23 protein-coding genes are annotated in these 26,388 nt (G+C 45.1%); 7 read left to right on the forward strand and 16 right to left on the reverse strand.

All coding sequences use genetic code 11. The features are described from left to right. The first annotated feature begins 162 nt into the window (after nucleotides 1–162). Nucleotides 163–984 carry an RNA methyltransferase gene (locus DLE54_RS06070; protein WP_197708940.1) on the forward strand — a complete coding sequence of 274 codons (822 nt, stop codon included), beginning with the start codon at nucleotides 163–165 and terminating at the stop codon, nucleotides 982–984. A 132-nt stretch (nucleotides 985–1,116) separates the two neighbouring features. Beyond that, nucleotides 1,117–1,995 (forward strand): serine O-acetyltransferase, encoded by an 879-nt coding sequence (cysE, locus tag DLE54_RS06075; RefSeq protein ID WP_110816598.1) that lies wholly within the window; start codon nucleotides 1,117–1,119, stop codon nucleotides 1,993–1,995. Between the two features lie 53 nt (nucleotides 1,996–2,048). Here the strand turns inward: cysE and DLE54_RS06080 are convergent, their stop codons facing one another. The 7 genes from DLE54_RS06080 to pheA form a co-directional block, all read right to left on the reverse strand. Next, nucleotides 2,049–2,666 (reverse strand): hypothetical protein, encoded by a 618-nt coding sequence (locus DLE54_RS06080; RefSeq protein ID WP_110816599.1) that lies wholly within the window; start codon nucleotides 2,664–2,666, stop codon nucleotides 2,049–2,051. A gap of 30 nt (nucleotides 2,667–2,696) precedes the next feature. Then, on the reverse strand, nucleotides 2,697–3,080 hold the full coding sequence (gene folB, locus DLE54_RS06085) for a dihydroneopterin aldolase (protein ID WP_011960498.1): 384 nt from the start codon (nucleotides 3,078–3,080) through the stop codon (nucleotides 2,697–2,699). Nucleotides 3,081–3,142: 62 nt separating this feature from the next. Beyond that, on the reverse strand, nucleotides 3,143–4,093 hold the full coding sequence (gene rarD, locus DLE54_RS06090) for an EamA family transporter RarD (protein ID WP_011960499.1): 951 nt from the start codon (nucleotides 4,091–4,093) through the stop codon (nucleotides 3,143–3,145). Between the two features lie 154 nt (nucleotides 4,094–4,247). Beyond that, nucleotides 4,248–5,354, reverse strand: a complete 1,107-nt coding sequence (locus tag DLE54_RS06100; RefSeq protein ID WP_110816600.1) for an RNA-guided endonuclease InsQ/TnpB family protein — start codon at nucleotides 5,352–5,354, stop codon at nucleotides 4,248–4,250. A 227-nt stretch (nucleotides 5,355–5,581) separates the two neighbouring features. Beyond that, entirely contained in the window at nucleotides 5,582–7,894 is a 2,313-nt protein-coding gene (locus DLE54_RS06105) for a bifunctional prephenate dehydrogenase/3-phosphoshikimate 1-carboxyvinyltransferase (protein ID WP_110816601.1), read from the reverse strand. A 63-nt stretch (nucleotides 7,895–7,957) separates the two neighbouring features. Continuing rightward, the gene (gene hisC / locus DLE54_RS06110) at nucleotides 7,958–9,061 is read right to left on the reverse strand and encodes a histidinol-phosphate transaminase (RefSeq protein ID WP_110816602.1); all 1,104 of its coding nucleotides are present in this window, start codon (nucleotides 9,059–9,061) and stop codon (nucleotides 7,958–7,960) included. A 78-nt stretch (nucleotides 9,062–9,139) separates the two neighbouring features. Next, nucleotides 9,140–10,288, reverse strand: coding sequence for a prephenate dehydratase (gene pheA, locus DLE54_RS06115; protein WP_011960502.1), 1,149 nt, complete (start codon nucleotides 10,286–10,288; stop codon nucleotides 9,140–9,142). 346 nt (nucleotides 10,289–10,634) lie between these two features. On the opposite strand from pheA, the gene DLE54_RS06120 reads away from it, so the two are divergent. Further along, nucleotides 10,635–11,582 (forward strand): transaldolase, encoded by a 948-nt coding sequence (locus DLE54_RS06120; RefSeq protein ID WP_041773315.1) that lies wholly within the window; start codon nucleotides 10,635–10,637, stop codon nucleotides 11,580–11,582. Between the two features lie 85 nt (nucleotides 11,583–11,667). Here DLE54_RS06120 and DLE54_RS06125 read toward each other — a convergent pair whose 3' ends face one another. Then, the gene (locus DLE54_RS06125) at nucleotides 11,668–12,240 is read right to left on the reverse strand and encodes an adenine phosphoribosyltransferase (protein WP_011960504.1); all 573 of its coding nucleotides are present in this window, start codon (nucleotides 12,238–12,240) and stop codon (nucleotides 11,668–11,670) included. A 268-nt stretch (nucleotides 12,241–12,508) separates the two neighbouring features. Here DLE54_RS06125 and DLE54_RS06130 point away from each other — a divergent pair, with 268 nt between their 5' ends. The 3 genes from DLE54_RS06130 to DLE54_RS06140 all read left to right on the forward strand — a co-directional run bounded on the left by DLE54_RS06130 (nucleotide 12,509) and on the right by DLE54_RS06140 (nucleotide 14,846). After that, nucleotides 12,509–12,673, forward strand: a complete 165-nt coding sequence (locus tag DLE54_RS06130) for a rubredoxin (RefSeq protein WP_011960505.1) — start codon at nucleotides 12,509–12,511, stop codon at nucleotides 12,671–12,673. A gap of 51 nt (nucleotides 12,674–12,724) precedes the next feature. Continuing rightward, nucleotides 12,725–13,684: an alpha/beta fold hydrolase gene (locus DLE54_RS06135; protein ID WP_011960506.1), complete on the forward strand. Its 960-nt coding sequence runs from the start codon at nucleotides 12,725–12,727 to the stop codon at nucleotides 13,682–13,684. A gap of 157 nt (nucleotides 13,685–13,841) precedes the next feature. Beyond that, nucleotides 13,842–14,846, forward strand: a complete 1,005-nt coding sequence (locus tag DLE54_RS06140) for an alpha/beta fold hydrolase (protein WP_110816603.1) — start codon at nucleotides 13,842–13,844, stop codon at nucleotides 14,844–14,846. A 124-nt stretch (nucleotides 14,847–14,970) separates the two neighbouring features. Here DLE54_RS06140 and DLE54_RS06145 read toward each other — a convergent pair whose 3' ends face one another. The 8 genes from DLE54_RS06145 to cysS all read right to left on the reverse strand — a co-directional run bounded on the left by DLE54_RS06145 (nucleotide 14,971) and on the right by cysS (nucleotide 25,510). Beyond that, a complete protein-coding gene (locus tag DLE54_RS06145; protein ID WP_011960508.1) occupies nucleotides 14,971–15,375 on the reverse strand; it encodes a DUF4377 domain-containing protein in 405 nt (134 codons plus the stop codon). Nucleotides 15,376–15,595: 220 nt separating this feature from the next. After that, nucleotides 15,596–16,837, reverse strand: coding sequence for a bifunctional glutamate N-acetyltransferase/amino-acid acetyltransferase ArgJ (gene argJ, locus DLE54_RS06150; protein WP_110816604.1), 1,242 nt, complete (start codon nucleotides 16,835–16,837; stop codon nucleotides 15,596–15,598). A 59-nt stretch (nucleotides 16,838–16,896) separates the two neighbouring features. Then, nucleotides 16,897–17,712: an exodeoxyribonuclease III gene (gene xthA / locus DLE54_RS06155; protein WP_110816605.1), complete on the reverse strand. Its 816-nt coding sequence runs from the start codon at nucleotides 17,710–17,712 to the stop codon at nucleotides 16,897–16,899. A gap of 87 nt (nucleotides 17,713–17,799) precedes the next feature. Continuing rightward, nucleotides 17,800–18,447, reverse strand: coding sequence for a pyridoxamine 5'-phosphate oxidase (gene pdxH / locus DLE54_RS06160; RefSeq protein WP_110816606.1), 648 nt, complete (start codon nucleotides 18,445–18,447; stop codon nucleotides 17,800–17,802). Between the two features lie 118 nt (nucleotides 18,448–18,565). Beyond that, nucleotides 18,566–19,921 (reverse strand): phosphoglucosamine mutase, encoded by a 1,356-nt coding sequence (gene glmM, locus DLE54_RS06165; RefSeq protein WP_011960512.1) that lies wholly within the window; start codon nucleotides 19,919–19,921, stop codon nucleotides 18,566–18,568. Between the two features lie 203 nt (nucleotides 19,922–20,124). Then, a complete protein-coding gene (gene guaB, locus DLE54_RS06170) occupies nucleotides 20,125–21,597 on the reverse strand; it encodes an IMP dehydrogenase (protein ID WP_110816607.1) in 1,473 nt (490 codons plus the stop codon). Between the two features lie 353 nt (nucleotides 21,598–21,950). Continuing rightward, nucleotides 21,951–23,834 (reverse strand): mechanosensitive ion channel family protein, encoded by a 1,884-nt coding sequence (locus DLE54_RS06175; RefSeq protein ID WP_110816608.1) that lies wholly within the window; start codon nucleotides 23,832–23,834, stop codon nucleotides 21,951–21,953. A gap of 158 nt (nucleotides 23,835–23,992) precedes the next feature. Then, nucleotides 23,993–25,510, reverse strand: a complete 1,518-nt coding sequence (cysS, locus tag DLE54_RS06180; protein WP_110816609.1) for a cysteine--tRNA ligase — start codon at nucleotides 25,508–25,510, stop codon at nucleotides 23,993–23,995. 169 nt (nucleotides 25,511–25,679) lie between these two features. Here cysS and DLE54_RS06185 point away from each other — a divergent pair, with 169 nt between their 5' ends. Next, nucleotides 25,680–26,291, forward strand: coding sequence for a cob(I)yrinic acid a,c-diamide adenosyltransferase (locus tag DLE54_RS06185; protein ID WP_110817330.1), 612 nt, complete (start codon nucleotides 25,680–25,682; stop codon nucleotides 26,289–26,291). Nucleotides 26,292–26,388: the final 97 nt, after the last annotated feature.

Below are 26,388 nucleotides of genomic sequence, written 5' to 3' on the forward strand. Positions count from 1 at the left end.
TTGAGTTAATGGCCCAGCTTACTTATAAAGACAGCACTTATAAGGAAAGCCCCATAGATTTTCAGCCCAGTTTTCATTAAACTTAACCGCTTAACTTAGCAATAAACAACCTAAAGATACCCTATGACTGCTCCTTTTGCTTCAAAGTCTGCACCTATACACATGGATGTAGACCGCCACAGTCCTGATTTACGTCAACGTTTAAATAGCGTTCGTATCGTTATGGTCAATACCACCCTGCCTGCTAATATAGGCTCTGCAGCTCGTGCCATGCTCACCATGGGGCTAACAGACTTGGTTGTAGTCAACCCTAAACACCCGATTGACGAGGACAGTATCGCTCATGCTGCAGGCGCTAAATCAGTGTTAGATAACTGTGCAGTAGTGGATACCTTAGATGAGGCTTTGAGCGACTGCCAGCTGGTATTTGCCGCCAGTAGTCGCCAACGTCACATTCCGCGTCCTGTGGTCACCCCAGATGAAGCAGCTCAATTAGTTTTAGATAGACCCATCGGTGAGACCAAAGTTGCCATTTTGTTTGGCAGAGAGGACCGAGGGCTTACCAATGAAGAGCTGGCACTGGCAGACTATCATATTCAAATTGATGCCAATCCAGACTACCCAGTGCTTAATGTGGCCTCAGCAGTTCAAGTAATTGCCAGCTTTTTTTACAGCCGTTTCTTGCAGCACAGCCATAGCAAGCTAAATCAAACCAATGAAACTGCTGATAAAGACGGTACTGATATTGAGGTAATGATACGCCAAAAATGGGATGCACCGGCTGTCAATCAACAACAAAAGCAAATCTTACAGTCTCGTATAATAGAGCTGATGCATAGCCTAGAATTGGTAGAGAGTACAGAGCATGATAAGCTAAGAGAGTTGCCCAGCCGACTATCACGGCTGCTATCTCGACTACAGCTTGACCAAAAAGAGTATGAGCTGTTAAGTGCCATCATTGCTAAAGTACAGCGCAGACTCTAAAATGAGCGTTTACCTTGTTTTATTACTTCAAGGGATTTAGCACTTTTACGTACGTATAAGCACTCTTAAGTTGTATAATCTAAATAAGATTACTTACCTATTTCATTTTAAACAACAAAATAAGACATCGCCATGAGACTCATTAAAGCCATTAAAAAAGCCAAGGCCTCATTACAAGAAGACATTGCCGCTGTATTCAATCGTGACCCTGCAGCCCGTAACAGTACCGAGGTACTGCTGACCTATCCCGGTATTCATGCCTTAATATTACACCGCGGTGCCCATTATTTATGGAATAAAGACTACAAGTTCTGTGCTCGCGCCATCTCATATGGTTCACGCATGGTCACTGGTATTGAGATCCACCCAGCTGCTCAAATTGGTCGCCGTTTTTTTATTGATCATGGCATGGGTGTGGTTATCGGTGAGACCGCCAAGATTGGCGATGATGTGACTTTATATCATGGAGTTACCTTAGGCGGCGTCTCCTTAGGTCAAGGCAAACGCCACCCTACTTTAGAAGATGGCGTGATCGTTGGTGCGGGTGCAAAAGTATTGGGCCCCTTCACAGTAGGTAAAAATGCTAAGATTGGCTCTAATGCAGTGGTTGTCAAAGAAGTGCCTGCCGAAGCCACCATGGTGGGCAATGCGGCGCGTATGATTACAAGTAGTGCTGAGGATGAAGCGAACAACACTTCGGCCGCGTTAGAGGCGACCAAACAAAAGCCGACAGCTAACAATGAAATCAGCTGCCCTGATGAGATTATTGCTAAACCGCAAAAGGCGCATAAAAAACGTCTGTCAGAGCGGGTAGACTTTAATGCTTATGGCCTCAATCCAAACTCTGAGGACCCAGTAGCAGAAGCCTTTAGCAAGATGCTCAGCCATATTCAGCAGTCTGAGACACGTATTAGCGAGATGCAAGAGGCGCTGTGCCGCTTGGACCCCAATTTTAAGCCCAAAGACTGTCATAAGATTTCAGCCGATGAGATTGATGTTATTAATAATTAGTCAGATGCGGCCGCAAACCCATCGCTAAAAAGCCGCAACGTAAAAAAGGCCACTTACTCTAAGTGGCCTTTTTGATGCAGCTCTTGTAATCCTACCCACTCATGATGCTTAAAGGGATAGCGCTCTGCGATACCAATCAGCTCATTATCGGCTGTTTTAATAGCCAGTACATCTATATCTATAATCACCCTGCGATTCTTAGGCTCACTCATATTATGAATCACAGAATGCACATCAAGCTGACTGAGTTTTTGGGCTTCAAAAAACTCATTTTGTATCTGTTTTTCAATAATCTTCGTGGTTTTTATCAGCTCCCCCAAGCTTGGGTTATCCAAGACGGTGTTTACACCCATAATCAGATAGCCACACTGATTGGTATAATCGGGTTTGGGATTATCTTCGGTGGCAGTATAGTCTGGATTGACAAACTCAGTTGACCACACGCTGTTTTTGGCAAGCTGAGATAAGCACTGCCGAGCCTGCGCCAGATGTTTATCAGCCGCCTCATTGCTACCCAGCTCAACCACATATCCTATTGGTTGGGTCTGGCAAATCTGCGCTAAAGGCTCAATGGCACTCAACACCTTTACCAAAGAGGTATCAGAATCATCGGCAGGTGCAGATTTGCTTTTTTCGCTTATGCTATTTTTATAAGGCACTATACGGCTCATGACACACCACTCCTATGTCCATCTAGGCGCTTACTCTGCTGTTTTGGCAGTACGCGTAATTTGTACCGCAACGTAATCCGCCTCTTTAATGGCCGTGGGTTTGGCTACCGTAACCGTCACTTGAGTGGTGGCATATTTTTGTAAGATATTTTGAGCAATTAATTCAGCCAGTGTCTCAATCAGCATGGCTTTGGCCTGCTGACACCACTGGGTGATGTCATCACACACGGCTTTGTAATTAATGGCATGGTCAATATCATCACTACTTGCCGCCTCCCTGATATCCGTTGCCATCGTCACATCAATCACCAAGGGCTGAGTAATTACCCGCTCCCAATCAAATACCCCGATTACTGCCTCAACTTTTAAGCCGTTAACTTTGACAAAATCAGTGGGGTTGTCTTTTTTACTCATTACAGTCTACTTTTATCAATTATTAGGAAGTTAAATTATTCGCAAATTCAATTATTAACAAGTTAATTAGCACGCTTATTGAGCTGTTTGCTGGGGCGATTTTGCCATAAATCTATACTAAACAACAAAAGCCCAAACCAGATAAGACCAAATATCATTAGCCGATGTGTATCAAAAGGCTCATGGTAATAAAATATTGCCAATAAGAAAATAATCGTTGGGGTCAAATAGTTCATAAAGCTTAAAATACTATAGGCCACCATCTTGGTCGATTGGTTAAACAGCAGCAGCGGTATTAGGGTGATTGGACCTGCCAACATCAAAAACCAAATATTATCGCTCCACCAAAATGACAAACTTGAGCTGGCCACATTGGATGTCATAAACCACCAAATACATAGCGGCACAAGTAGCGCCGTTTCCAAAAACAGCGAGTCAAGCGCAGGCAGTGGCGTCCGTCTTTGCATAACCCCATACACACTAAAGGAGCACGCCAATATTAAAGACACCCACGGCAAATTACCCAGCATAATTACTTGGATAAGTACCGAGGAGATAGCAAAGCCGACCGCTATCCATTGCAGCGGCCGCAAACGCTCTTGCAAGAATACCAAAGACAATAAAATACCAATTAACGGGCTAATAAAATAGCCCAAACTGGCCTCTAAAATCTGATTGGCATTGACCGCCCAAACATAAGTGAGCCAGTTAGTGGCAATGATAAGGCTTGATAAAAAGGTAATCCAAATCAGCCGCGGCTGCGCCTTTAAAGTAGCAATCCACTGCCAGCGCTTGCTTACTATCAGCACCAAACTTAGGCACACAAAGGTCCAAATAATACGGTGGCCGATAATCTCTACGGCATTATACTCACCCAAACGCTTGAAATAAAAAGGAAAACTCCCCCATATTGAAAAAGCAATTAAAGCGGTGATGATGCCCTTACTGGTGGTATGAACCACCGCAGGCTTGGGCTTACTGGGTGTGCTATTGGTGGGAGTGGCTAATGACATAAGACATCCAAAGGGCTAAATGCAGTCAGCTATATTAAGATATAGGCAGTGTTAATAAAGACTATGATAAGCAGCAGAGATACAAAAAATATTGAAATTATAACTCGAGAAACCGCTCAGCGTTGTATCAACTGCTTTTGACTTCCTCCCCTCGCTAAACCGAGGGGATTCCTACAGCTAGACGGTCAAGCCCGACCGCAAGGATGTTCTTAGCGGCATTGATATCTCTATCATGCCATGTGCCACACTCAGCACACCTCCATCCTCTTATTCCAAGACCTGCTCTACCTTTTGGACTACTGTCACTTATTTTAAGACAGCACGAGCAGGTCTGGGTAGTGTAACTCTCATTTACCATCTCAAACTGACAACCTGCATGCTTGCATTTATATTCCAGTTGTCTTTTGAGTTCAAACCATCCTGCATCGTATGTCAATTTAGCTAGGTTGGTCATCGAATTGGTGAATGAGCGTGATTTAACATCACCAACCACAATTAAGGCATTATCCTTAACTAATTGGGTGGTGAATTTGTGTATGGCATCTAATCTTGAGTTTTTAATTTTGGCATGGATTGCCTTTACCCGGCTTTTATTGTTTGCACGCTGGGCGACTGCTAATTTATTCGCCCATTTTTGAGTTTGTTTGGTTGTCAGCTTGTCACCGTTTGATGTGGTAGCAGACTGCTTTAAGCCTAAGTCAATACCAACGCTGCCTTTGCCAATTGCTTGTCTAGGATAGTCTTTGACGGTAATACAGGCATACCAACGGTTACGGCTGTCTTGCACTATCTCAAGCGTGTTTATTTGATATAGGCTTAGATTATAGCTATCAAATACGTCTATGATAAGCTTTTGACCTTTACAGAGCGATAGCTGTATGGTTGATTTAAGTGCTTTCTTTCCTGTTTGTCTGCTACGTAGATACTTGATAGCAGACTTTTTAAAGGGTATCCAGCCTAGGCTTTTGCGTTTGGCATCGGGTCGGTTGGTTCGCCAATTGAGTTTGGCTTTTTTAAACTGTTTACGAGATTTGGCATGAGTTTCGTTGATGGCTTGCAAAGTTTGCGAGTGCAAGCCTAAATACTCTCCACTGCCTTTGGTGTATTGGCTTAAATCATAGGCCGAAAAGTACTTACCTGTGCGTCTTAAATGCTCAAAGCTTAACGCATTAACATAGTTCCACGCATAGTTAACACTCCCAGCTAGTTTGTTTAGCTGGTTTGCATGTTTGTCTTTGATGCGTAGCTTGAGTGTTTTCATAGGGTTAGTATGGCGAGGTTAATTTTAACTTGCAATACTTTAAGTACTAATCACGACAGTGTGTGTCGCCTTATATCCACCCCCTGAAGTGGGTGGTTTTACGGCGACCGGTGATAAATGCACAGTTAAATCATAACAAACGTTTTGGCTGTTCTAAACAGCAAAGCCATCTCATAACAGATGGCTTTGACTTACACTGTGCAGCTAACAGCAGATAACTTAGCTTTTTAGCCTTGACGAGTGGCTAGGTTCATACCAATTTTATTTGCCAACTCCGCAAAGCCTGGGAAGCTGGTATTCACGGTTTCTACCCCTTGAATGGTAATGGTGTCAGTAGCACGCAAGCTTGCCACAGAGAAGCTCATCGCGATACGGTGATCGTGGTGAGAGTAGATTTCACCGCCGCCAAACACCGCTTGATGAGACTGACCATCGCCTTTACCCTCGATAATAATGCCATCTGCAGTTACTGTACAGTCCACACCCAATTGGGTCAGACCATCTGCCATTACTGCGATACGATCTGATTCTTTTACACGAAGCTCTTTGGCTCCCGTTAACACGGTTTGACCTTGGGCACAGCTGGCGGCAACGAATAGCACTGGAAACTCATCAATCGCCAAGGGCACTAGCGCCTCTGGAATGGTAATGCCTTTTAACTGAGCCGACTTGATAGTGATATCTGCCACAGGCTCACCGCCCACAAAAGTCTCATTACTTAGGCTAATGTCTGCACCCATAAGCTTTAAGATATCAATGATACCAGTACGTGTCGGATTCATACCCACTTGAGTGATGGTAATTTGGCTGTCTTTGGCAATAGAGGCCGCCACCATAAAAAATGCTGCTGAGGAGATATCAGCAGGTACAGCAATATCACAAGCAGTCAGCTTACCGCCGCCCTCAACGCTGATGGTATTGCCCTCGACTTCCACATCATAACCAAACGCGCTTAACATACGCTCGGTGTGATCACGGCTAATCTCTGGCTGAATTACGGTGGTCTTCCCCTCAGCCCATAGACCGGCCAAGATCAAGCAAGATTTTACCTGAGCTGATGCCACCGGCATGTCATAAGTGATGCCATGCAGCTTACTGCCACGCTTGTCGCTGCCCGTGATGCTAATAGGCGCCGTGCCTCGCTCTCCTGTGGTCTGTAAGGTGGCACCCATTTCACGCAGCGGCTTGGCCACACGCTCCATCGGGCGCTTAGATAAGCTTGCATCGCCGGTTAATACGCTATCGAAGCTTTGGGCGGCCAAAATACCCGATAATAGACGCATGGTAGTGCCTGAGTTCCCCATATATAAAGGGGTGCGACTAGGCTTTAGACCATTGATACCTACCCCATGAATGACCACATTACCATTTTCTGGCCCCTCAATAGTCACGCCCATGTCTCTAAAGGCTTGCAGTGTCGCTAGGGCATCCTCGCCTTCTAAAAAGCCACTTACCCGAGTCACGCCTTCAGCAAGGCTACCAAACATGATGCTACGATGTGATATTGACTTATCACCCGGCACAGCGATAGTGCCATTAATGGTTGAGCTTGGAGTAATAATGTATGCACTAGAGGCATGGGTTGAGGTTGCCATAGAGTTTTCCGTATTGGTTTTTGTGTTAGATATTTCCGTGAGATTTTTAGTATAGGGGGTACCGGTTAGCATATGCCCAAAGTGCTTTCTGGCAGACTGAGCGCGGCCCAAAAGCCCCAGTAGCTGAGTTGAATCCTCATCTTGAATAAGGCGGCGCAGCTTAGCTAGATATTGACTGTATTCATCTAATGCATTTAACAAAGCAGGTTTGTTGGCAATAAAAATATCATGCCACATTACCGGATCGCTTGCGGCAATGCGGGTAAAATCGCGAAACCCGCCAGCAGCATAACGAAAAATATCCATATTATCATCATGATCCGCCAACTGCTCAACCAGATTAAAAGCCAACAAATGCGGCAAGTGACTGGTGTAAGCCAATACTGCATCGTGATGTGCCACATCCATTTTCATGACTGTCGCGCCCACACTCTGCCACAACTGGCTGATTTGAGCAATGGCCTTAGGTGTGGTGCTTTTTAACTCACACACAATCAGGCTGTGATTGACAAACAAATCACTGCGGCGGGCATGAAACCCAGACTGCTCGGCACCGGCTATTGGGTGTGCAGGCACAAACCCTGTGGGCAGCTGACCAAAAGCCTTTTGTGCGGCATCTACCACGTTCTGTTTGGTACTACTGACATCGCTAATTAAACACGCTGTCGTAATCAGACCTTGCTGCATAGCGCTGTTAATATCAGCAAATACAGCACCCACTGCCTTGACCGGTACCGCTAGGATAATACAATCACTGCCTGCGACCACCTCAAACAGTGAGTCGCTCCCTTTATCAATAACGCCTGCCTCTATCGCTGACTTAATACTAGGAGCATGTCTGTCTACGGCCACAAGCTTTGCAGCCAACTGTCTGTCCCTAATTGCTTGAGCAAGGCTTGCGCCAATAAGGCCCAGACCAACAATACAAACCTGTTCAAACAACATATGCGCCAAACCTATCTTATCTTGTTATGTGAATAATCAATAAAACCACGTCAGTATAACCGACTACAGGGACTGCAACGTATCACGCAGGGTATCTATCAATCTTGTATTGTCCTCAGGCGTTCCCACAGTGATACGCAGCCACTCGGGCAGACCATACGCAGTCAGTGGATACACAATCACTCCTTGCTCCAATAAGGCCTGATTAATACTTTGAGCATCCCCCACGTTGACCATCACAAAGTTGGCATAGGATTTGACGAAACCCAAACCCAGTGCATCAAATTGCTTGCATATCCAGCGCATCTGACCATCATTGATTTTATGCACTTTGGCAATAAAGTCTTGATCGCCCAAGGCCGCCACAGCAGCTGATTGCGCCACCAGACTCACATTAAAAGGCTGACGCACTCTATCAAGCATAGTTGCCACTTCAGGATGGCTCAACGCATAACCCACGCGTAGACCTGCCAGCCCATAAGCTTTAGAGAAAGTGCGCACAATAATCACATTATCAAAATCCTCAAGTAAAGCGCGATTATTACTCTCAGGGCTATACTCGACATAGGCTTCATCTAGCACCACCAACACATGTGAGGGCACTTGAGCGACAAAATCACGTATCTCTTCACTGCTTAACAAGGTGCCGGTCGGGTTGTTAGGATTGGCAATAAATACCAAGCGCGCATTGGGGGTATGTTGAACCGCATCAAGCATAGCCGGTAAATCATGACCATAGCGCTTAGCGGGTACTTCAACACCCTTAGCCCCTAGTATCTTAGCCAGCATAGCGTACACAATAAAAGCATATTCGCTATAAATAATGGCATCTTCATGGCCCACAAAGGTACGGGCTATCAAGTCGAGCAAATCGTTAGAGCCATTACCTAAAGTGACCTGCTTACTGTGCACCTCATTAAAATACGCTAACGCTTGTTTAAGGTCATGCCCTTTGCCATCTGGGTAGCGAGCCAATTGCCCCAGCTGCTCAGTGATGGCCAAGGTTACGTAAGGCGAGCACCCTAGCGGGTTCTCGTTGCTGGCAAGCTTTAAGACATCATTTACCTCATACTCACGTTTGAGCTCCTCCACAGACCTACTCGATTGATAAGCGCTTAGGGTGGCTATGCTGGCGTAAGCTGGGGTTGCAAATGTCTTTTGACTCATGATACTACCTTTATAAGTGGGCCTTTATAGGGCTATTGAACGTTTAGCTTTTAGGTTTTTTAGGTTAATGGCTAGCGCTTAAATCACAGCTTGCGGATAAGAGCCTAAGACACGAACATCTCGAACTAAAGGACGAATCTCTTCAATGGCCGCGCGCACATTTTCATCCTCAATATGACCTTCCATATCAATAAAGAACACATAAGACCATTTATTAGGGCGCTCAGGACGGGTCTCGATGCTGGTCATAGATACGCCGTGCTTAGATAATGGCTTTAAAATCTCAATTAAGGCGCCCGCTTTATTATGCGCTGAGACCAAAATAGAGGTTTTGTCTTGGCCTGAAGGCGCAATATCTTCATGACCTATGATCAAAAATCGAGTGGTGTTACCTGGATTATCTTCAATATTTTCATGCAGCTTATGTAATCCGTATTCTGCGACAGCCACATCACCGGCAATCGCCGCTGAGTGCCATTCGTTCTTAAGACGGCGCGCCGCCTCCCCATTGCTTGACACTTGAACACGCTCAACATTAGGATAATTCACATCTAGCCAATGACGGCACTGTGCCAACGACTGCTGATGTGAATAAATACGGCTTAGACTATCCACCTTGGTATGCTCAGCCACTAAGAAGTTTTGATGAATGGGCAGCTCCACCTCACCAATAATCTTTAGAGTAGAGCCTAAAAACCCATCGAGTGTGTGGTTAACAACGCCTTCAGAGGAGTTCTCAACAGGCACAACCCCATACATAGCAGAACCCGACTCCACCTCACGAAATACATCGGTAATGGTGGTTAACGGCACGGTGGTTGACGCTTTGCCAAAGTGTTTCAGCGCAGCAGCGTGAGTAAAGGTACCGACTGGGCCCAAAAAGGCAATTTTTTGCGGGGCTTCTAAGTCCAAACAAACCGACATAATCTCACGAAATAAGCGCGCCATTTTTTCATCACTAATGGGACTGTCTGACGCTTGATTGCGCTTCATGATGTTTTTTAGCACCTGTGCTTCTCGCTCTGGGCGATAAAAGATAGGATTAGACTCTACCTCATCGGCGTGCTCTTTTTTAAAGATGGCCACTTCTTGAGCCAATTTGGCACGGTTGCTAATAAGTTGTAAAATCTCGCCGTCTACGTGATCAATTTTTTGGCGAAGCTCACCTAATACATTTGTCGAGGCTGCTTGAGCCGCATTATTATCGTTATTTGTTGACGAAGTCATAAAAAAGCCTATAGGTCATGTTATGATAATTGGATAAGTTACACGTCATAAAAATGACGTTTCATCCAAGCGACTTTATAAAAAAAAGTCCTAATAAAGTAACTATAACAAACTTACGCCCTGTTAAGATAGCGCCGTTTAAATACCAACTTCACTGAGCTTCCATTGTACCGTACGGTTTTTGGAATGTTTAGCATATTTTTAATGGTATTAAGCACATAGCTAGTTTAATATGCAGGCGAAATTAACGCTAGGGTGTCCTGCCTGATTGCTCAAGTTAGCACAAAATCAGGCCAAGATACCCTTGATATTTTTTAATCTCATAGAAACAAATTAGGAATACATGATGAGTGCCTTATCTCAATTACAGACCATGACCACCATTGTTGCTGATACCGGTGATTTAAGCGCCATTGCACGCTTAAAACCAGTTGATGCAACGACCAACCCTAGCCTCATTACCAAAGCACTCACTCACCCTGACAAGCAGGCCATGTTATCTGACACCCTAAATCGCTACTCAAATCATGGCGAGGATATGATTGATAAAGTAATCGATGACTTGACCATCCAAGTGGGCTTAGACATCCTAAAACTTATCGATGGTCGTGTGTCTACTGAAGTTGATGCCCGCTTATCTTATGATACTGAGGCCACCATTGCCAAAGCGCATGAATTTATGGAAGCGTATGCGCGTGCCGGCGTGGATAAAGAGCGCATCTTAATTAAGATTGCCGCCACTTGGCAGGGTATTAAAGCGGCTGAACAGCTTGAAAAAGAAGGCATTCATTGTAACCTGACGTTGATTTTTGGTCAGCATCAAGCCGTTGCCTGTGCTGAGTCTGGCGTGACTTTGATTTCACCTTTTGTGGGCCGTATTCTAGATTGGCAAAAGCGCGAGCAAAACCGTCAAATCATCCCAATTAGCGATGATATGGGCGTGCAATCTGTGAAGCGTACGTATCAGTATTACAAACAGCACGGCTACAACACACAAGTAATGGGTGCAAGCTTTAGAAGTGTAGAGCAAATACTTGCCTTGGCCGGTTGCGATTTATTGACCATTTCACCTGACTTACTTGATGAACTAGCGGCTTTAGATACCCCAGTTGAGCAAGTATTATCACCTAAAATGGCAAGTGACATCATGCCAAAAGTCAGCCTAACTGAAGCGCAGTTTAATGCCGCTTACGAACAAGATAGCATCACTCAGCACTTATTGCCCAAAGGTATCGATGGCTTTATCGCTGCTCGTGATGAGCTGGCCAAAGCCTTACAGCAATTGGTAAAGTAATGAATCGATAAGCTTTAGGCTTATAAAAATCCAAAAAAAAACTCTACTGCCTAAGCAGTAGAGTTTTTTTTGTATCAAAGAGATTTTAGCCTTCAAGCACAGTATAGACGGGTACTGGGAAGGTATCATGCAAATCTACCAAGTCTAGCAATACCAACACTCCCGCCACGCTATGACCTGCTTCGATGCACAAATGATAAGCTGTTTTTAAGGTGCCGCCAGTGGCTAAAATATCATCAACCAATAGCACATTACAGGCATGTAGGCCGTCTTGAATCTCTAACGTATCACTGCCGTACTCAAGGGCGTAAGACTTATTGGCTACCGGAGGTGGTAATTTACCAGGCTTACGTAGCAGCATCATGCCTTTACCCAAGCGGCCTGCCAATAAGCTGGCAAATATAAAGCCGCGCGCTTCGATGGCCACAAAGCAATCAATCTCCTCTAACATACCCTCTGGCAAAGCATCCAACATGGCATCAATGACTTCATTGACATGATTAAGCAGTAAAGGGGTAATATCATAAAAATCAATACCAGGCTTTGGAAAATCAGGCACAGTACGAATGGCTTGCCAAAGCGGATGCTGGCAGCGCGTCGACTGCTCTACGCTGGCCTGATTAGAAGGACTAGAAGAATTAGGGGTTTGATTACTCATAAATGATTTCCAATACTCATTGGTCTATTAGGTCATACTATATTTTAACATATCTTGAGTTGCGCGTGCGGCCGCAGCGGCAGTTACTGGTGAGCGGTTAAAGTGTAATTGTGGGCAATGTAAGCTCACTAACAGTTACACTGCAAGATTTGGTTTGCTATAATCAGTCTGTGAAATTTGAGTTTATCCTTGTTTACTAGAATCTTGATTCAGATGAGAGTTTCTAGCTCAAGCAGGATGGTTACTTTGTTTATTAAAGAGTGCTTTTATGAAAAAATGGGAATGTATCATTTGTGGCTGGGTATATGATGAGGCGTTAGGCTGTCCAGAGGAAGGGATTGCGCCAGGAACCAAATGGGAAGATATCCCCGATGACTGGACGTGCCCTGAATGCGGCGTAGGCAAACTAGATTTTGAGATGTCAGAAATCTAAAGGCTCAGCTCAGCTGCCATACCTCTAGGATGTACCAAAAGGATTCCCCTTATGCGCAAGCGCTCAACAGACTATCAGTGGTACCCCTCACCCGTCTCTGACTTTATGCAGCAGGCCATCATTCCGGTCTCTGATGAGATTGAATTGTGTGTTGAGGTGGGGGGCAACCCGAACAATCCGCCCCTATTACTGATCATGGGACTGGGCTCGCAGCTGATTTTTTGGCCCGATTCGCTATTAAAGCGCCTTATCGATGCCGGCTTCTACATTATTCGCTATGACAATCGTGACATTGGCTTATCAACTAAGATTAAGCGCGATGATCTGCCTCGGGTCAATACCTTGTCAGCCATGTTTAAGCTGCAGTTTGGACTCGATAACTCGCAGACGCCGGTGCCCTATCGCTTAACTGATATGGCAGATGATGCCGCCCATTTAATTCAAGCTCTGGGTCTGTCTCAAGTGCATGTTCTAGGGGCATCTATGGGCGGTATCATTGCTCAGATTTTATCGGCAAAGTATCCTCATTTAATCAATCGCTTGGCGCTTATCTTCTCAACTAATAACAAACCATTATTGGCCCCGCCACGTCCAAAGCAGTTGTATACCTTAATTAAGCGCCCTGATAGTCATGCTGAAGAGGACATTGTCAATCATGGCAAATGGTTTATAAAAACGGTGGGCTCCAAAGGCCATATTAATGAGCAAGCAGTGGCTGATATTGCCCGCCTACGCTATCAGCGCTGTTTTTATCCAGCCGGCACGTTACAGCAGCTGACGGCTATCTTAATGACCGGCTCAATTCAGCCTTACAGTAAAGAGGTCAAAGCCCCTACCTTGGTGATGCATGGCAGTAATGATGGCTTATTACCTCCCTCACATGGCAAAGCTGTGGCCAGTGATATCCCCAATGCCAAATTCAAGCTTATAAAAGGCATGTCTCATGATTTGCCTGAGTATTTCCAGCCGTTTATCGTCAGTCAACTAAAGCGCCACATGCTACAAATATAGCGCAATACCTGCTGTGCTTGGTACAGGTTGCAAATTAAGACGCCTCACAGCGGCGTCATAAAACTGAAATAGCCCTGCTTTATGGTAGAGATAAGCTGCCGGTCGTATAACACCCGGCGTACTTAAGCCTGTCCACACCACTTTAGGTGCTTTGTTTATGCCATGCTCTCACACTCCCTATCAAATCAAGACCAAGCCCTCCAAATACGCTGATTTTATGCAAGCGTACAAAATAAAAACCCCAAAATATAAGTTTTATCTGGAGCGTGGCGGCGATACAGAGGATCCTATTATATTGCTGGTTATGGGGCTTGGTGCCCAGTCTTTGGTATGGTCAAATGTATTTTGTAAGCGCTTAATAGACAATGGCTTTCAAGTTATTCGCTTTGACAACAGAGACATTGGAAAATCCAGCAAGCTCAAACACAAAAATCCACTCAATCAAGTCTACAAGGCGCGCCGTAAAAAGCTGAAGCTGCTTGCTAAATTCAAACTCGGCCTACCCCTAAAGCTTGATGATCAAAGCATTCCTTATACTTTGTATGATATGAGTGAGGATATCAACCAACTGCTTAATGCGCTACAAATTGAGCGATGTCATGTGCTAGGTATGTCTATGGGGGGTATGATTGCACAGATTTTGGCCGCTCACTATCCGCACCGAATAGATAAACTCGGCTTACTTGCTACCAGTAATAATAAGCCGTTATTGCCGCCGCCCAAATGGGATGCGCTAAGAGCCTTGACTCAGCCTATACCCGAAGACAAAGATCCGCAGCAAATCATCAATAACCATTTGCACCTACAAAGAACGATTGGCTCACCGGACTTTTTTGATGAAAATCTTGCTTTAAGTCGCACTAAGCTGCTGTATAAGCGCCGGTTTTACCCCAAAGGAGTATCACGTCAGCTGCTGGCTATTTTGGCCACAGGTTCTTTGACCAAGATAGACAAGCTTATAAAGCAGCCTACTCTTATTGTACATGGTGCTTGCGATCGACTCCTGCCACCGGCACATGGTCACAGTTTAGCCAAAACCATCGCTCATGCTAATTTTAAACTGATACCCGGACTTGGCCATGATATCCCCTACCCTTTAGCCCGCTACCTTGCCGACCTATTCAGTGAGCACTTTTATACCCCTGATTCAGATGTCACCTAATTAGACAGTGAGCTGTTTTCGACCGTTATTTTCAAAAAAAAGCGCCCTTTAAAGATATAAAGGGCGCTTTTTAAGCAGATATAAGCTTAGCAAATCATTAGTAGCTGATTATGCTATCAATAAATTATAGCTGCTCAGATTTTTTTGATAATACTTCGTTTAAAATCCAAACGGGTCTTACCACACCAGAGACTTCATCAGCCACAGCTTCTTGACGAATGTCTAGTAAGTAGCGGTAACCTGGCTCAAAGGTAAAGCCTTGGATATCACCTGATAGCGTATTGAAGTTCTTTTGGAAAGGTTGACGATATTGTAAGCACTCGCCCTGAACCATAGTACCGTTAGCGGCAGGAATGTCACACACCGCTTTTTTTGGATCAACTTCAATCTTGATGCTAGGAATATTAATAACCTTAACAACTTGAGCCTCACCGTCCACAACCATAGCGCGTTCGTCGTTAAGTTGAGTGGTAGTACAGCCTGCTAAAGCAACCGTAGCCAATAAAACTGAAGATAGTAATAGTTTCATAAATACCTCTAAGTATAGTCAACTCAAATGAGTGAAAAGTTAAATAAATTAAAATCGTTCTTTTGTTCTTTTAGAGGCAAGCGATGCCCTCTAATTATGAACCAATTATAAGGGCAATACTGTGTTGCTATCCACTCACTATTTGTAATATTAGGTTAATAATGTCAATGGATATGGGTAATTCACTAAACTAATTACCCATTGATAACATTTTAATGAATTAGCTGCGGTAGTCGGCATTAATAGAGACGTATTCGTGTGATAAATCACAGGTGTAGACCGTATCTGTGGCTGATCCCATACCCAAATCAATGTGAATGGTAATCTCAGGTCGACTCATTACTGCTTGGCCTTGTGCTTCACTATAACTGTTATCCAACTGGCCACGAGTACAGATTGCCACATCATCTAGCTTAACGCTCACTAAGTTGGCATCTAAGTTTTTTGCCCCAGAGTAACCAACGGCTGCTACAATGCGGCCCCAGTTTGGATCACTGGCAAAAAAGGCTGTTTTAACCAGTGGCGAATGAGCCACCGCATAAGCCACGTCACAGCAGTCCTCTGTGGTCTTACCGCCCGTAACCTTAACGGTAATAAACTTGGTCGCCCCCTCGCCATCTCTGACAATCAAGGTTGCCAAACGCAAAAATACTTGCTTTAACGCCTCATAAATAGCAGCATAATGCGGATGCTGCTCTGAATCAATCACATGACTGCTGTCTTCACCCGTCGCAATCAGCACACAGCAGTCATTGGTTGAGGTGTCACCATCAATGGTGATACGGTTGAACGATTGATTGGTCAATTCCACCAATATCTGCTGTAATAAAGGCTGAGCAATAGGCGCATCTGTTGCCACAAAGCCAAGCATGGTCGCCATATTCGGGCGAATCATGCCCGCGCCTTTTGAAATACCAGTAATATGATAAGTGATGCCATCTGCCACTTGTACTTGTTGACTGTCAAGCTTAGGAATGGTATCTGTAGTACGAATGGCATTGGCGGCAGCCAGCCAATTATCTGCTCCTAATGCAGCCAGACATTTATCTAGGCCGGTAATAATGGCCTCACTATTAATAGTCTCGCCAATCACACCCGTTGAAAAAGGCAGCACCTGTGTGCTCTCTACAGCGCCTTTATCTGCCAGCGCCTGACAAGTTTGTAAGGCACGTTTATGGCCTTCATCACCTGTCGCAGCATTGGCATTACCGGTGTTAATCAGCAGATAACGTGGCGAGCTGTTATTGGCGGCTAACTGAGCCAAATGCTCACGCACCAATAATACCGGCGCTGCGCAGCACTGATTGCTGGTTGTCACACAGGCTACCGCGGCGGTCGGGCTTAGCTCAAACACCACCAAATCATCTCGATTTTTATAACGTACGCCAGCGGCAGTAATACCGATTTTAACGCCTTTGATGGCATGAATGGTGCTAGGTGGGGCAATATTTCCTACTGGCATAGTGGTCCTTTTTATAACTGATTAATGATTTTTCTTAGATAACATACAGCTCTATTATATTAGAACTTAAATGAAGCCCAAATTGGCGCATGATCCGAGGGCTTCTCCATAGCACGCAGCTCATAGCTGATACCAGCATCAATACATTTGTCCTCAATATCATGAGTACACAAAATATGATCAATCCTTAGGCCACGCTTAGGGTCATCATCAAAGCCGCGACTACGGTAGTCAAACCAGCTAAAGGTGTCATTGGCGTCTGGATAATGAATACGGTAAGTGTCTGATAACTCACGGCTCATAAGCGCACTGTACCACTCACGCTCCTCAGGTAAAAACGAGGTTTTGCCTTGGCTTAACCACCGCTTGGCATTTTTTTCACCAATGCCAATGTCATTATCTTCCGGCGCAATGTTCATATCACCCATAATGATAAGAGTGCGACCTTCTGCCTTTAGGGCATCAATATACTGGTTTAAATCAGCATAGTAAGCGCGCTTCATAGGAAACTTGGTTTCATGATTGCGGCTTTCACCTTGGGGAAAATAGCCATTTAACACATCCACCTCTTGCCCGTTAAACACATAGCGGGCATGAATGAAACGTTTTTGGGCATCTTCTGGCTCATCAGGAAAGCCTTTTTGGACGAATATGGGTTTTACTTTAGACACCAAAGCCACCCCATAATGAGCTTTTTGACCAAAAAACTCCACATGATATCCCAGTGACTCTACCAGTTCTAAAGGGAACTGCTCATCATGAACCTTGGTTTCTTGCAGTCCCATCACATCAGGGTCGATAATATCTCTTACCGCTTCTAATTGATGTTGACGGGCTCTAATACCATTAATGTTAAAACTGACAAAACGGGTCATTAATACATCCTAAACCATCGAATTTAATATCTACTAGATTTATCACTTGGTAATTACCAAGGCGTTTACTGCGCTAGCAATCATCGACTAGGGCAATAAACGGGTAATCTGCCACGTGTCTTGGGTCGATGCTCTTGAGTATAACAAACGGTCGTGCAACCTATTGGCTCGTCCTTGCCAAAACTCAATTTCAGTAGCAGCAATCTCATACCCTCCCCAAAACTCAGGGGTGGGTACTGTATCACCTTCTGGGAATTTTTGCTTTAAGTTGGCAAAGATCTCATCCATGGCCTCACGGCTGGCGACCTCCCCGCTTTGAGGCTGACTCACCCAAGCGCCCACCTGACTTTCATAAGGGCGCTTTTGAAAATAAGCCTCAGTCTTGGCGCGATCGACTTTAGTAATGACGCCGCGCACACGCACTTGACGCTGCATGTCATGCCAAAAAAACAAAGCTTCAGCATGCGGGTTTTGCTCGATATCTTGACCCTTATGGCTTAAGTAATTGGTATAAAATACAACGCCAAGCTCAGTAACTTCACGTACCAATACGGTTCTGACCGCTGGCATATTATCCGAGCCACAAGTCGCCAAACTAATGGCATAAGGCTCGGGTACGTTTTGTTCTATGGCCTCATTAAGCCACTGTTTTAACATAGCAAAAGGCTCTTGTGGTAAGATCTCTTCGTGCAAAGCGCCTTTTTCATAAGACAGTCTTTTATCGCTAAAATCCATCATGCATCCTTAATATGTGAGTATTCGCTTAGAGGTAGTCAGACAGCTCATCGAATAAGCCATCGAACAAGCCATCGAATATCAAGAGCCGTTGGAGACTCCCAACAGCACTGACTGATTAAGCCATCACCTGTTTGACTTTATCTGCTAATTCATGTGCTAATTTGTCGCACTCTTCTGCATTATCCAGCTCAACCATCACTCGAATGAGCGGCTCAGTACCTGACTTGCGAATTAAGATACGGCCACGCCCTTCAATCTGTTTTGAGGCCGCCTCAAAGGCTGCCACCAACTCAGGGAAGTCATAAGGATCTTGCATTTGCTCTAAACGTACGTTGACTAGGCATTGAGGCAACAGCTTAAAGCCTTCTGTCAGCTGGCTTAAGCTCTTTTGAGTTTGCGCCATGACCGCCAGTACTTGAAGGCCGGCAATAATCGCATCTCCAGTGCGACTTTTATCTAAGCACAAGATATGACCTGATGGCTCACCGCCCAAAATCCAGCCTTTGGCCTCTAGGCCTTGCATCACATAGCGGTCTCCCACTTTGGCTCGCTCTAAAGCTATACCGGCTGCCTCTAATGCCAATTGCAGCCCCATATTGCTCATCTGAGTACCTACCACACCTTCAGCCTTGGCCTCTGATTTAGTGGCCAGGATATATAAGATACCATCGCCATCGACCACCACCCCTTTTTCATCGACCATAATAATACGGTCACCATCTCCATCTAAGGCAATACCCACATCAGCCTTGTGCTCAAGCACCGCCTTTTGTAGGGTTTCTGGATGGGTTGAGCCGCAATTATCATTAATATTAATGCCATTAGGCTTGTTGTGAATGGCAATAACGTTGGCACCCAGCTCACGCAGTACTCGAGGCCCCACACTGTAACCAGCACCATTAGCGCAGTCGATAACCACGGTCAAATTAGATAAGTCATACTGATAGGGAAAGCTGCCTTTACAAAACTCGATGTAACGGCCTTTGGCATCATTAATACGAAAATGCTTGCCAAGCTGAGCAGGATCATCTTGCGTATAATCGGCATGGCCTTCAACCACTGTTTTTAGCTTATCATTGATGGCATTTTGCATCTCATCGCTAAGCTTGCGGCCGTCCGCAGCAAAGAACTTAATACCATTGTCATAATAAGGGTTGTGTGAGGCTGAAATCACCACCCCAGCATCTGCATGGAAGCTGCGGGTTAAGTGCGCAATAGCCGGAGTTGGCAACGGACCAATCATGTGCACATCTACCCCAGCCGAGTTGAATCCTGCCTGTAGGGCTGCTTCGATAACATAACCGGATAAACGGGTATCTTTGCCTATCACCACGCTCGGCTTTTTCTTAGGGTTGGGGTTTTGTTCCACCAATACCTGACCGGTGACATAACCCAGCTTTAAGACAAAATCTGGGGTAATAGGAAATTTGCCAAAAAGACCACGAATACCATCTGTACCGAAATAGCTCATAAATACCTCAAATAATTAAAAATCAGTCAACACTTTATTATGCCTTAATATACTACAAAAAAAAGACCAAAAGATATTCTCTTTTGGTCTTTTTCAAAGCTTATCAAGCAGAGTAAAGCTTTTATTATCAAGGTCAAACAGCCAGGCCAATGTATTGTATATTAGCCCAGCCTTAGCAACTTTATACTAAGCCCTACCTTAGATTAGCTAATACGGTAGTTTGGTGCTTCTTTGGTGATTTGCACATCGTGAACATGCGACTCTTTCATACCTGCAGAAGTAACTTTGATAAACTCAGGCTTAGTACGCATCTCATCGATGGTAGCACAGCCGGTGTAACCCATTGAAGAGCGTAGGCCGCCCACCATTTGGTTAACAATACCGCTTACGGGGCCTTTATAAGGAACACGGCCTTCGATACCTTCTGGTACCAGTTTTTCAACACCGTCTTTGGCATCTTGGAAGTAACGATCTGATGAGCCGTTAGAGCCTGACATCGCACCCAAGCTACCCATACCGCGATAAGCCTTGTAATAACGACCTTGGAACAGCTCAACCTCACCTGGCGCTTCTTCAGTACCGGCTAATAATGAGCCTACCATGATGCATGACGCGCCAGCAACAATGGCTTTGGCCATATCACCTGAGTAACGAATACCGCCATCAGCGATTAATGGAATACTGTCTTTTAGCGCTGATGCTACGTTATCAATCGCTGAGATCTGAGGCACACCCACACCAGCAATGATACGAGTAGTACAGATTGAACCTGGGCCAATACCCACTTTTACAGCGTTGGCACCGGCATCACGTAAAGCCAATGCCGCATCGCCTGTTGCAATGTTACCACCAATAACTTGGATGTGCGGGAAGTGCTTTTTCACCCAGCGTACTTTATCAATAACGCCTTGTGAGTGACCGTGGGCTGTATCGACCACAATCACATCCACTTCAGCTTCTGCTAACGCTTCTACACGTGCTTCAGTGTCTGCACCTGTACCAACTGCGGCACCTACACGTAAGCGACCTTGAGAATCTTTACAAGCGTTAGGGTTGTTCTCCGCTTTGTTAAAGTCATTAACGGTGATCATACCTTTTAGGCTGAAGTTATCATCTACTACCAACACTTTTTCGATACGGTGCTCATGGAGTAGCTTCTTGATATTTTCGTTGCTTTCGCCTTCTTTGACAGTCACCAGCTTGTCTTGCGGGGTCATCACGTTACTTACAGGCTGGTTGTGATTGGTCTCAAAGCGCACATCACGGTGAGTAACAATACCCACGACTTGGCCACTACCGGCTTCTACTACCGGTACCCCTGAGATATTATTTTCGTGAGTAATGCGTAGTAACTCACCCACGCTAATGTCTGGCGTCACTGTGATGGGGTCAACCACGGTACCGGCTTCAAACTTTTTGACACGGCGCACTTGCATCGCTTGGCGATCGATATCCATGTTCTTATGCACGATTCCCATACCACCAAGCTGTGCCATGGTGATGGCCATCTCTGACTCAGTCACTGTGTCCATTGCTGCAGAAATGATTGGAAGATTCAATGAGATATCTTCGGTTAATCGCGTCGTCAATGAAGCTGATTTAGGAAGCACATTAGAATATGCTGGTAAAAGTAATACATCATCAAAAGTTAGGGCATCATCTACGATTCGCAACATACAAACCTCTTGGCTGGGAAAAATAAGCAATCTATTATAGCAAAATAATTGTTTTTTGAGCAGGTGAATTTCACTTGGTAAGCGGTCTAAATACTTAAAAGATAACTACTAATAAATAAAAGCCATGCCAGTGAGGATGATCACCGCATTCCGTCACTATAAGTTGGCATAAAGACATAAACAGATAAAGACTTAAACAGATAAATACAAAGCTATCTGCGACATTGCCATTTTAATCCGTCAGTGTTCACTTCATTATTACAATAGTCACACTTAGCAGCGTGTCATTCACTGTAAGCCTTTAATGGGGCGTGTTTTTTAAAAATAAACCGCTCGAAGTAAAAAGTTAGGGTTTAGCGGTTGTCAGAGCCGTGTCTTAGCGGTCTAGGGGTTAAAGTAATGCGGTCAGTGGGTAGATGCATGTGGTGCTGCTGATTTAAATACGCCAGCATCTGCTGACGGATATCACACTCTAAATTCCAAGCATTTAAAGGTCCATCAGAGCTGACTTTTCCGCGTAAGGTGATGCCATCTTTAGTGGCGTCTATGACTCTAAAATCTGGCTCAACCTCTACATTATAAAGCTCATGTGCTCTTACCAACTCAAAGAATTTATCGGATATGGCATCAATGTCGGCCCCATAATCGACATACAAATAGATGGCGCTTGATTGTTGGGTATTGGTGTGCGACCAGTTTTCCAACACCTCGGTCACAAAGTACTTCATGGGCACAATCAGGCGTCTGTCATCCCAAGTTTTGAGCACCGCATAGGTATAGCGTAAATCCTCAACCTCACACCAAATGTCATCGACCATAATGGTATCACCGATTCTCACCGGCTGCGTCACTGCCACCTGAAAACCAGCGATGATATTACCAAGCGTGGGCTGTGCCGCAATACCTATCACCACACCGGCAATACCTGCTGAGGTCAGCAGCGTGGTACCTAGCCCCTCTAAGTCAGTAAACTCAGCCAGACTGATCCACAGCCCGCCCATGACCATGACAAAGATAAAAATGCGTCTAAAGATAGACACATAAGTCATACGCTCACGCTGAATACTAAACTGCTCTTCATCGAGCGCATCGATTTGATAATCTTGATAACGATTGGCAAAAAAATTAATACCACGTATGCCCAGCCACAACCCGCTTATGATCAAACAAATCCAGATAATGGGACGTGTTGAGGTACCTATGGCCTCAACCTTAGGCAGGCTCCCTGAAACAAGGGCAAACATTAAAGACAAGCTAATAGTGACCGTAAGCGGCACGGTAATTTTGTAAAAAAAGTCAGTAATACCCTTACTGTGTAAAGACAACTCCTCAGTATTGCCGCGCTTTTTGGCATGAGTGACATACCAATCACTAAGTTTTGCTACCCCTTTACTAAGCGCAAAGCCAAGTCCCATAGTGGTGAACATAAATACGATGAGCACCAGTATCTCCCAGACACTGATACCAAGAACTTTGGCCGTTAATACCTCTGGCAGATAGCGCTCAAAGCCGGCAGGCTTATGGATGCTATATAGCGCCTCAATATTGGCGACAGTTTGTGAAGAAAAAACCCAAACTGGTGCTTCACCCTCGACACGCACCCGCTCTAAATAAAGCGGTACGCTGCGATTTTTGTAATTGATACTGCCAAGCTTAATGGAGCGCCTAGCGATACCTTGTATGGGATTAGAGCCGCCCAATGCTGGTTCAATCAAGCCATCTGAGCGATCAGGCAACTCATCGAAGACATACAGGCCTTGCTCACTTAGCAAGTAATCCAGCTTCTGTGCCAAATCTGAAGCATGACTAACCTGTAGGTCATCTTCTATAGAGTTGAGGTTGAGTGCATAACTTGCCAGCGCAAAGTCACTTTTTAGACTGGCACTGTTAAAAAAATCCAGCGTAGCCAGTGGTGTCTCTAAATTTGGCGGAGGATCAAGCTTAGGTAGCCCTGCATTGAGCTTATTAACCGCAAAATAAGCATCATTAAATTCGCCAGTCAGCTCATTTTGGGCCAACAAACTGCGGGTGGGTGTCAGCGTGTCAGCTTGGGGCTTCTGCATCTGCTGCTTGACATAGGCCACTAAGCTAACGGGCTGCTCGATAACACTAGACTCAGCAGCATAGGCGCTTAGGGGACTAGCCATCAATACAACGGCGATGCACACCGCCCAAAGCGGTATCAGCAGGCGCAAAAAAGTGCCGTTAGAAGGATATTGGTCTGTCTGCGATGTCATAGCGCTCTACCTTTATCTGATTTCTAATGACACTTTTATGGTGCGTATTTTAGGGTACGTATTTTATGGTACGTAAGTTTGCTAATAGTGGCCATTTTTGGGTTTGACGCTACCGCCAATTTATTTGGGGCCACTTAATCTTCAAGCAGCCTAACAGATTAGGTGCGGCGCCACGTGGTACCAAGCTTACCATCTTCAAGCTCAATACCGCTATTTTGCAATAAATCACGAATCTCATCAGCACGTGCAAAGTTTTTATTGGCCTTAGAGTCGAGGCGCTCTTGAATTAACGCTTCAATTTGCTCATCACTCATTTGGCCCTCTGCCACCTCACCAATTTGTGCCTGTAAGAACTCGGCAGGATTTAACTGACCAATATTTAAGATGCCTGCCAGCGCTCTTAGTTGAACAGCTTGCAGTTGTAATTGAGCCTGTGTGTCAGCATCATCCGCGTCACGGGCCAGTTTATTGACCTCTTTTGCCAAGCTAAATAACACACTAATGGCCTGGGGGGTATTGAAGTCATCGTTCATCGCGGCGATAAAGTCAGCACTGTGGGTACCGGCGTGCTCAGCATTGATAGACTCAATAGACTCAGCAGCACTCACTGAAGTATTTAGTACGGCATCGGCTGCCTTTAGGGCTTGATAGATACGGGTCAAACCAGAATGTGCTTCTTTTAACGCCGCATCAGAGAAGTTCACCTGACTGCGATAATGGCTTGATAAAATAAAGAAGCGGATGGTCTCAGGATGAAACTTCTGCATCACTTCACGAATGGTGAAGAAGTTGCCCAATGATTTGGACATTTTTTCGCCATCAACGTTAATAAAGCCCACATGCATCCAGTTATGAGCATACGTGCAGCCCGTAGCCGCTTCGGATTGGGCAATCTCATTTTCATGATGCGGGAACTGTAAGTCGTGACCGCCGCCATGGATATCAAAGCTATTACCCAAGCACTTAGTCGACATGGCCGAGCACTCAATGTGCCACCCAGGTCGGCCACCACCCCAGCTTGATGCCCACTGAGGCTCACCGGCTTTGGCCGCCTTCCATAGCACAAAGTCAAATGGGTTTTTCTTATCGGTGTCCACATCCACACGTGAGCCAGCTTGCAAGTCCTCTAGTTTGCGCTTAGACAGCTTGCCATATCCTTCAAAGGTATCAACGGCATAATAGACATCACCATTAGAGGCGGCATAAGCATGCTGTTTTTGCTCAAGCGTGCCAATCATATCAAGCATCTCATCAATGTGCTCGGTGGCGCGTGGCTCAGCATCGGGGTTTTCACAGCCCAAAGCCGCCGCATCTTCATGCATCGCTTTAATAAAACGATGGGTCAACTCACCAATCGGCTCACCATTTTCATTGGCACGCGCAATAATCTTGTCATCAATATCTGTAATGTTGCGCACATAATTGACCTCATAACCCAGATGACGCAACCAGCGAGACACCACATCAAAGGCGACCATAACGCGCGCATGACCAATATGACAATAATCATAAACTGTCATACCGCACACATACATGCCAATTTTACCCGCTTGTAATGGCTCAAAGCTGCGCTTGTTGGTGGTCATCGAATCATAGATCTTCAATGCCGCCTGCTGTTGCAGTAGCTGTTTTGATAAAAATTCAGGAGTTTGTGCGATTTTGGCAGGTGAGGACATAATAAAAAAACCTTAAAGTTCAAATGAGTATAAAAAGCCAACAACTGATTATTGTTTTAATGACGGCCATCTTACCTAAGCTTGACAAAAATTGCTATATTTCATGGCCATGGGTTATGATGCGCCTAGCCTATTTGGCCCCTTTTTATTACTAACGGAGTTCCTTGTTATGGGTAACCGATTAACCAAGATATATACCCGCACAGGTGATGATGGCACCACTGGCCTAGCCAATGGCAATCGCGTCAGCAAATCTGATCTTATATTTGTCGTTATGGGGGATGTGGATGAGCTAAATGCTCATGTGGGTATGATTAGCGCCCATCTCAATAACCTAACACGCTTGCCTAAGCCATTAGATAATCAGCCCACGCATGCCCAATTACAAAACAGCTTAAGCACTGTGCAGCATTTATTATTTAATGTCGGTGGTGAGCTGGCCATGCCTGAATATAAAGGCATATCCGATCAACACATCACTTGGCTTGAAGATCAGATTGATGCGCTCAATCAGCACTTGCCAGCGCTCAAGGACTTTATATTACCAGCAGGGTCTATCTTGGTCAGCCAAATACACATCGCTCGTACCGTTTGTCGCCGTGCTGAGCGCCAAGCGGTACACCTAGTCAATCACAGCTCTGACGCTTTATCTAGCCCCTCTCTTAAGTTATTAAACCGCTTGTCTGATTGGTTGTTTGTACTCTCAAGATATTGTGCCAAACTTGAGCAGTCCCAAGAAGTCTTATGGGACAAAAACATCTTAGATAAATTCAATGGCTAAAAAAATAAAAATTAAGCATAAAACAGCCCTCAAATTGAGGGCTGTTTTATGCTAGGCAAATAATACCAGCAACGCTTCAATGCTCATCATGGATGGC

Origin of the sequence: Psychrobacter sp. YP14, from assembly GCF_003209315.1 — a bacterium.
Taxonomy (GTDB): Bacteria; Pseudomonadota; Gammaproteobacteria; order Pseudomonadales; family Moraxellaceae; genus Psychrobacter; species Psychrobacter raelei.

Excerpts from the sequence above, each read along its gene's own strand:
- DLE54_RS06070 (WP_197708940.1), top strand. The coding sequence starts at position 163 with ATGGATGTAGACCGCCACAGTCCTGATTTACGTCAACGTTTAAATAGC.
- cysE (WP_110816598.1), top strand. The coding sequence starts at position 1,117 with ATGAGACTCATTAAAGCCATTAAAAAAGCCAAGGCCTCATTACAAGAA.
- DLE54_RS06080 (WP_110816599.1), bottom strand. The coding sequence starts at position 2,666 with ATGAGCCGTATAGTGCCTTATAAAAATAGCATAAGCGAAAAAAGCAAA.
- folB (WP_011960498.1), bottom strand. The coding sequence starts at position 3,080 with ATGAGTAAAAAAGACAACCCCACTGATTTTGTCAAAGTTAACGGCTTA.
- rarD (WP_011960499.1), bottom strand. The coding sequence starts at position 4,093 with ATGTCATTAGCCACTCCCACCAATAGCACACCCAGTAAGCCCAAGCCT.
- DLE54_RS06100 (WP_110816600.1), bottom strand. The coding sequence starts at position 5,354 with ATGAAAACACTCAAGCTACGCATCAAAGACAAACATGCAAACCAGCTA.
- DLE54_RS06105 (WP_110816601.1), bottom strand. The coding sequence starts at position 7,894 with ATGTTGTTTGAACAGGTTTGTATTGTTGGTCTGGGCCTTATTGGCGCA.
- hisC (WP_110816602.1), bottom strand. The coding sequence starts at position 9,061 with ATGAGTCAAAAGACATTTGCAACCCCAGCTTACGCCAGCATAGCCACC.
- pheA (WP_011960502.1), bottom strand. The coding sequence starts at position 10,288 with ATGACTTCGTCAACAAATAACGATAATAATGCGGCTCAAGCAGCCTCG.
- DLE54_RS06120 (WP_041773315.1), top strand. The coding sequence starts at position 10,635 with ATGAGTGCCTTATCTCAATTACAGACCATGACCACCATTGTTGCTGAT.
- DLE54_RS06125 (WP_011960504.1), bottom strand. The coding sequence starts at position 12,240 with ATGAGTAATCAAACCCCTAATTCTTCTAGTCCTTCTAATCAGGCCAGC.
- DLE54_RS06130 (WP_011960505.1), top strand. The coding sequence starts at position 12,509 with ATGAAAAAATGGGAATGTATCATTTGTGGCTGGGTATATGATGAGGCG.
- DLE54_RS06135 (WP_011960506.1), top strand. The coding sequence starts at position 12,725 with ATGCGCAAGCGCTCAACAGACTATCAGTGGTACCCCTCACCCGTCTCT.
- DLE54_RS06140 (WP_110816603.1), top strand. The coding sequence starts at position 13,842 with ATGCCATGCTCTCACACTCCCTATCAAATCAAGACCAAGCCCTCCAAA.
- DLE54_RS06145 (WP_011960508.1), bottom strand. The coding sequence starts at position 15,375 with ATGAAACTATTACTATCTTCAGTTTTATTGGCTACGGTTGCTTTAGCA.
- argJ (WP_110816604.1), bottom strand. The coding sequence starts at position 16,837 with ATGCCAGTAGGAAATATTGCCCCACCTAGCACCATTCATGCCATCAAA.
- xthA (WP_110816605.1), bottom strand. The coding sequence starts at position 17,712 with ATGACCCGTTTTGTCAGTTTTAACATTAATGGTATTAGAGCCCGTCAA.
- pdxH (WP_110816606.1), bottom strand. The coding sequence starts at position 18,447 with ATGGATTTTAGCGATAAAAGACTGTCTTATGAAAAAGGCGCTTTGCAC.
- glmM (WP_011960512.1), bottom strand. The coding sequence starts at position 19,921 with ATGAGCTATTTCGGTACAGATGGTATTCGTGGTCTTTTTGGCAAATTT.
- guaB (WP_110816607.1), bottom strand. The coding sequence starts at position 21,597 with ATGTTGCGAATCGTAGATGATGCCCTAACTTTTGATGATGTATTACTT.
- DLE54_RS06175 (WP_110816608.1), bottom strand. The coding sequence starts at position 23,834 with ATGACATCGCAGACAGACCAATATCCTTCTAACGGCACTTTTTTGCGC.
- cysS (WP_110816609.1), bottom strand. The coding sequence starts at position 25,510 with ATGTCCTCACCTGCCAAAATCGCACAAACTCCTGAATTTTTATCAAAA.
- DLE54_RS06185 (WP_110817330.1), top strand. The coding sequence starts at position 25,680 with ATGGGTAACCGATTAACCAAGATATATACCCGCACAGGTGATGATGGC.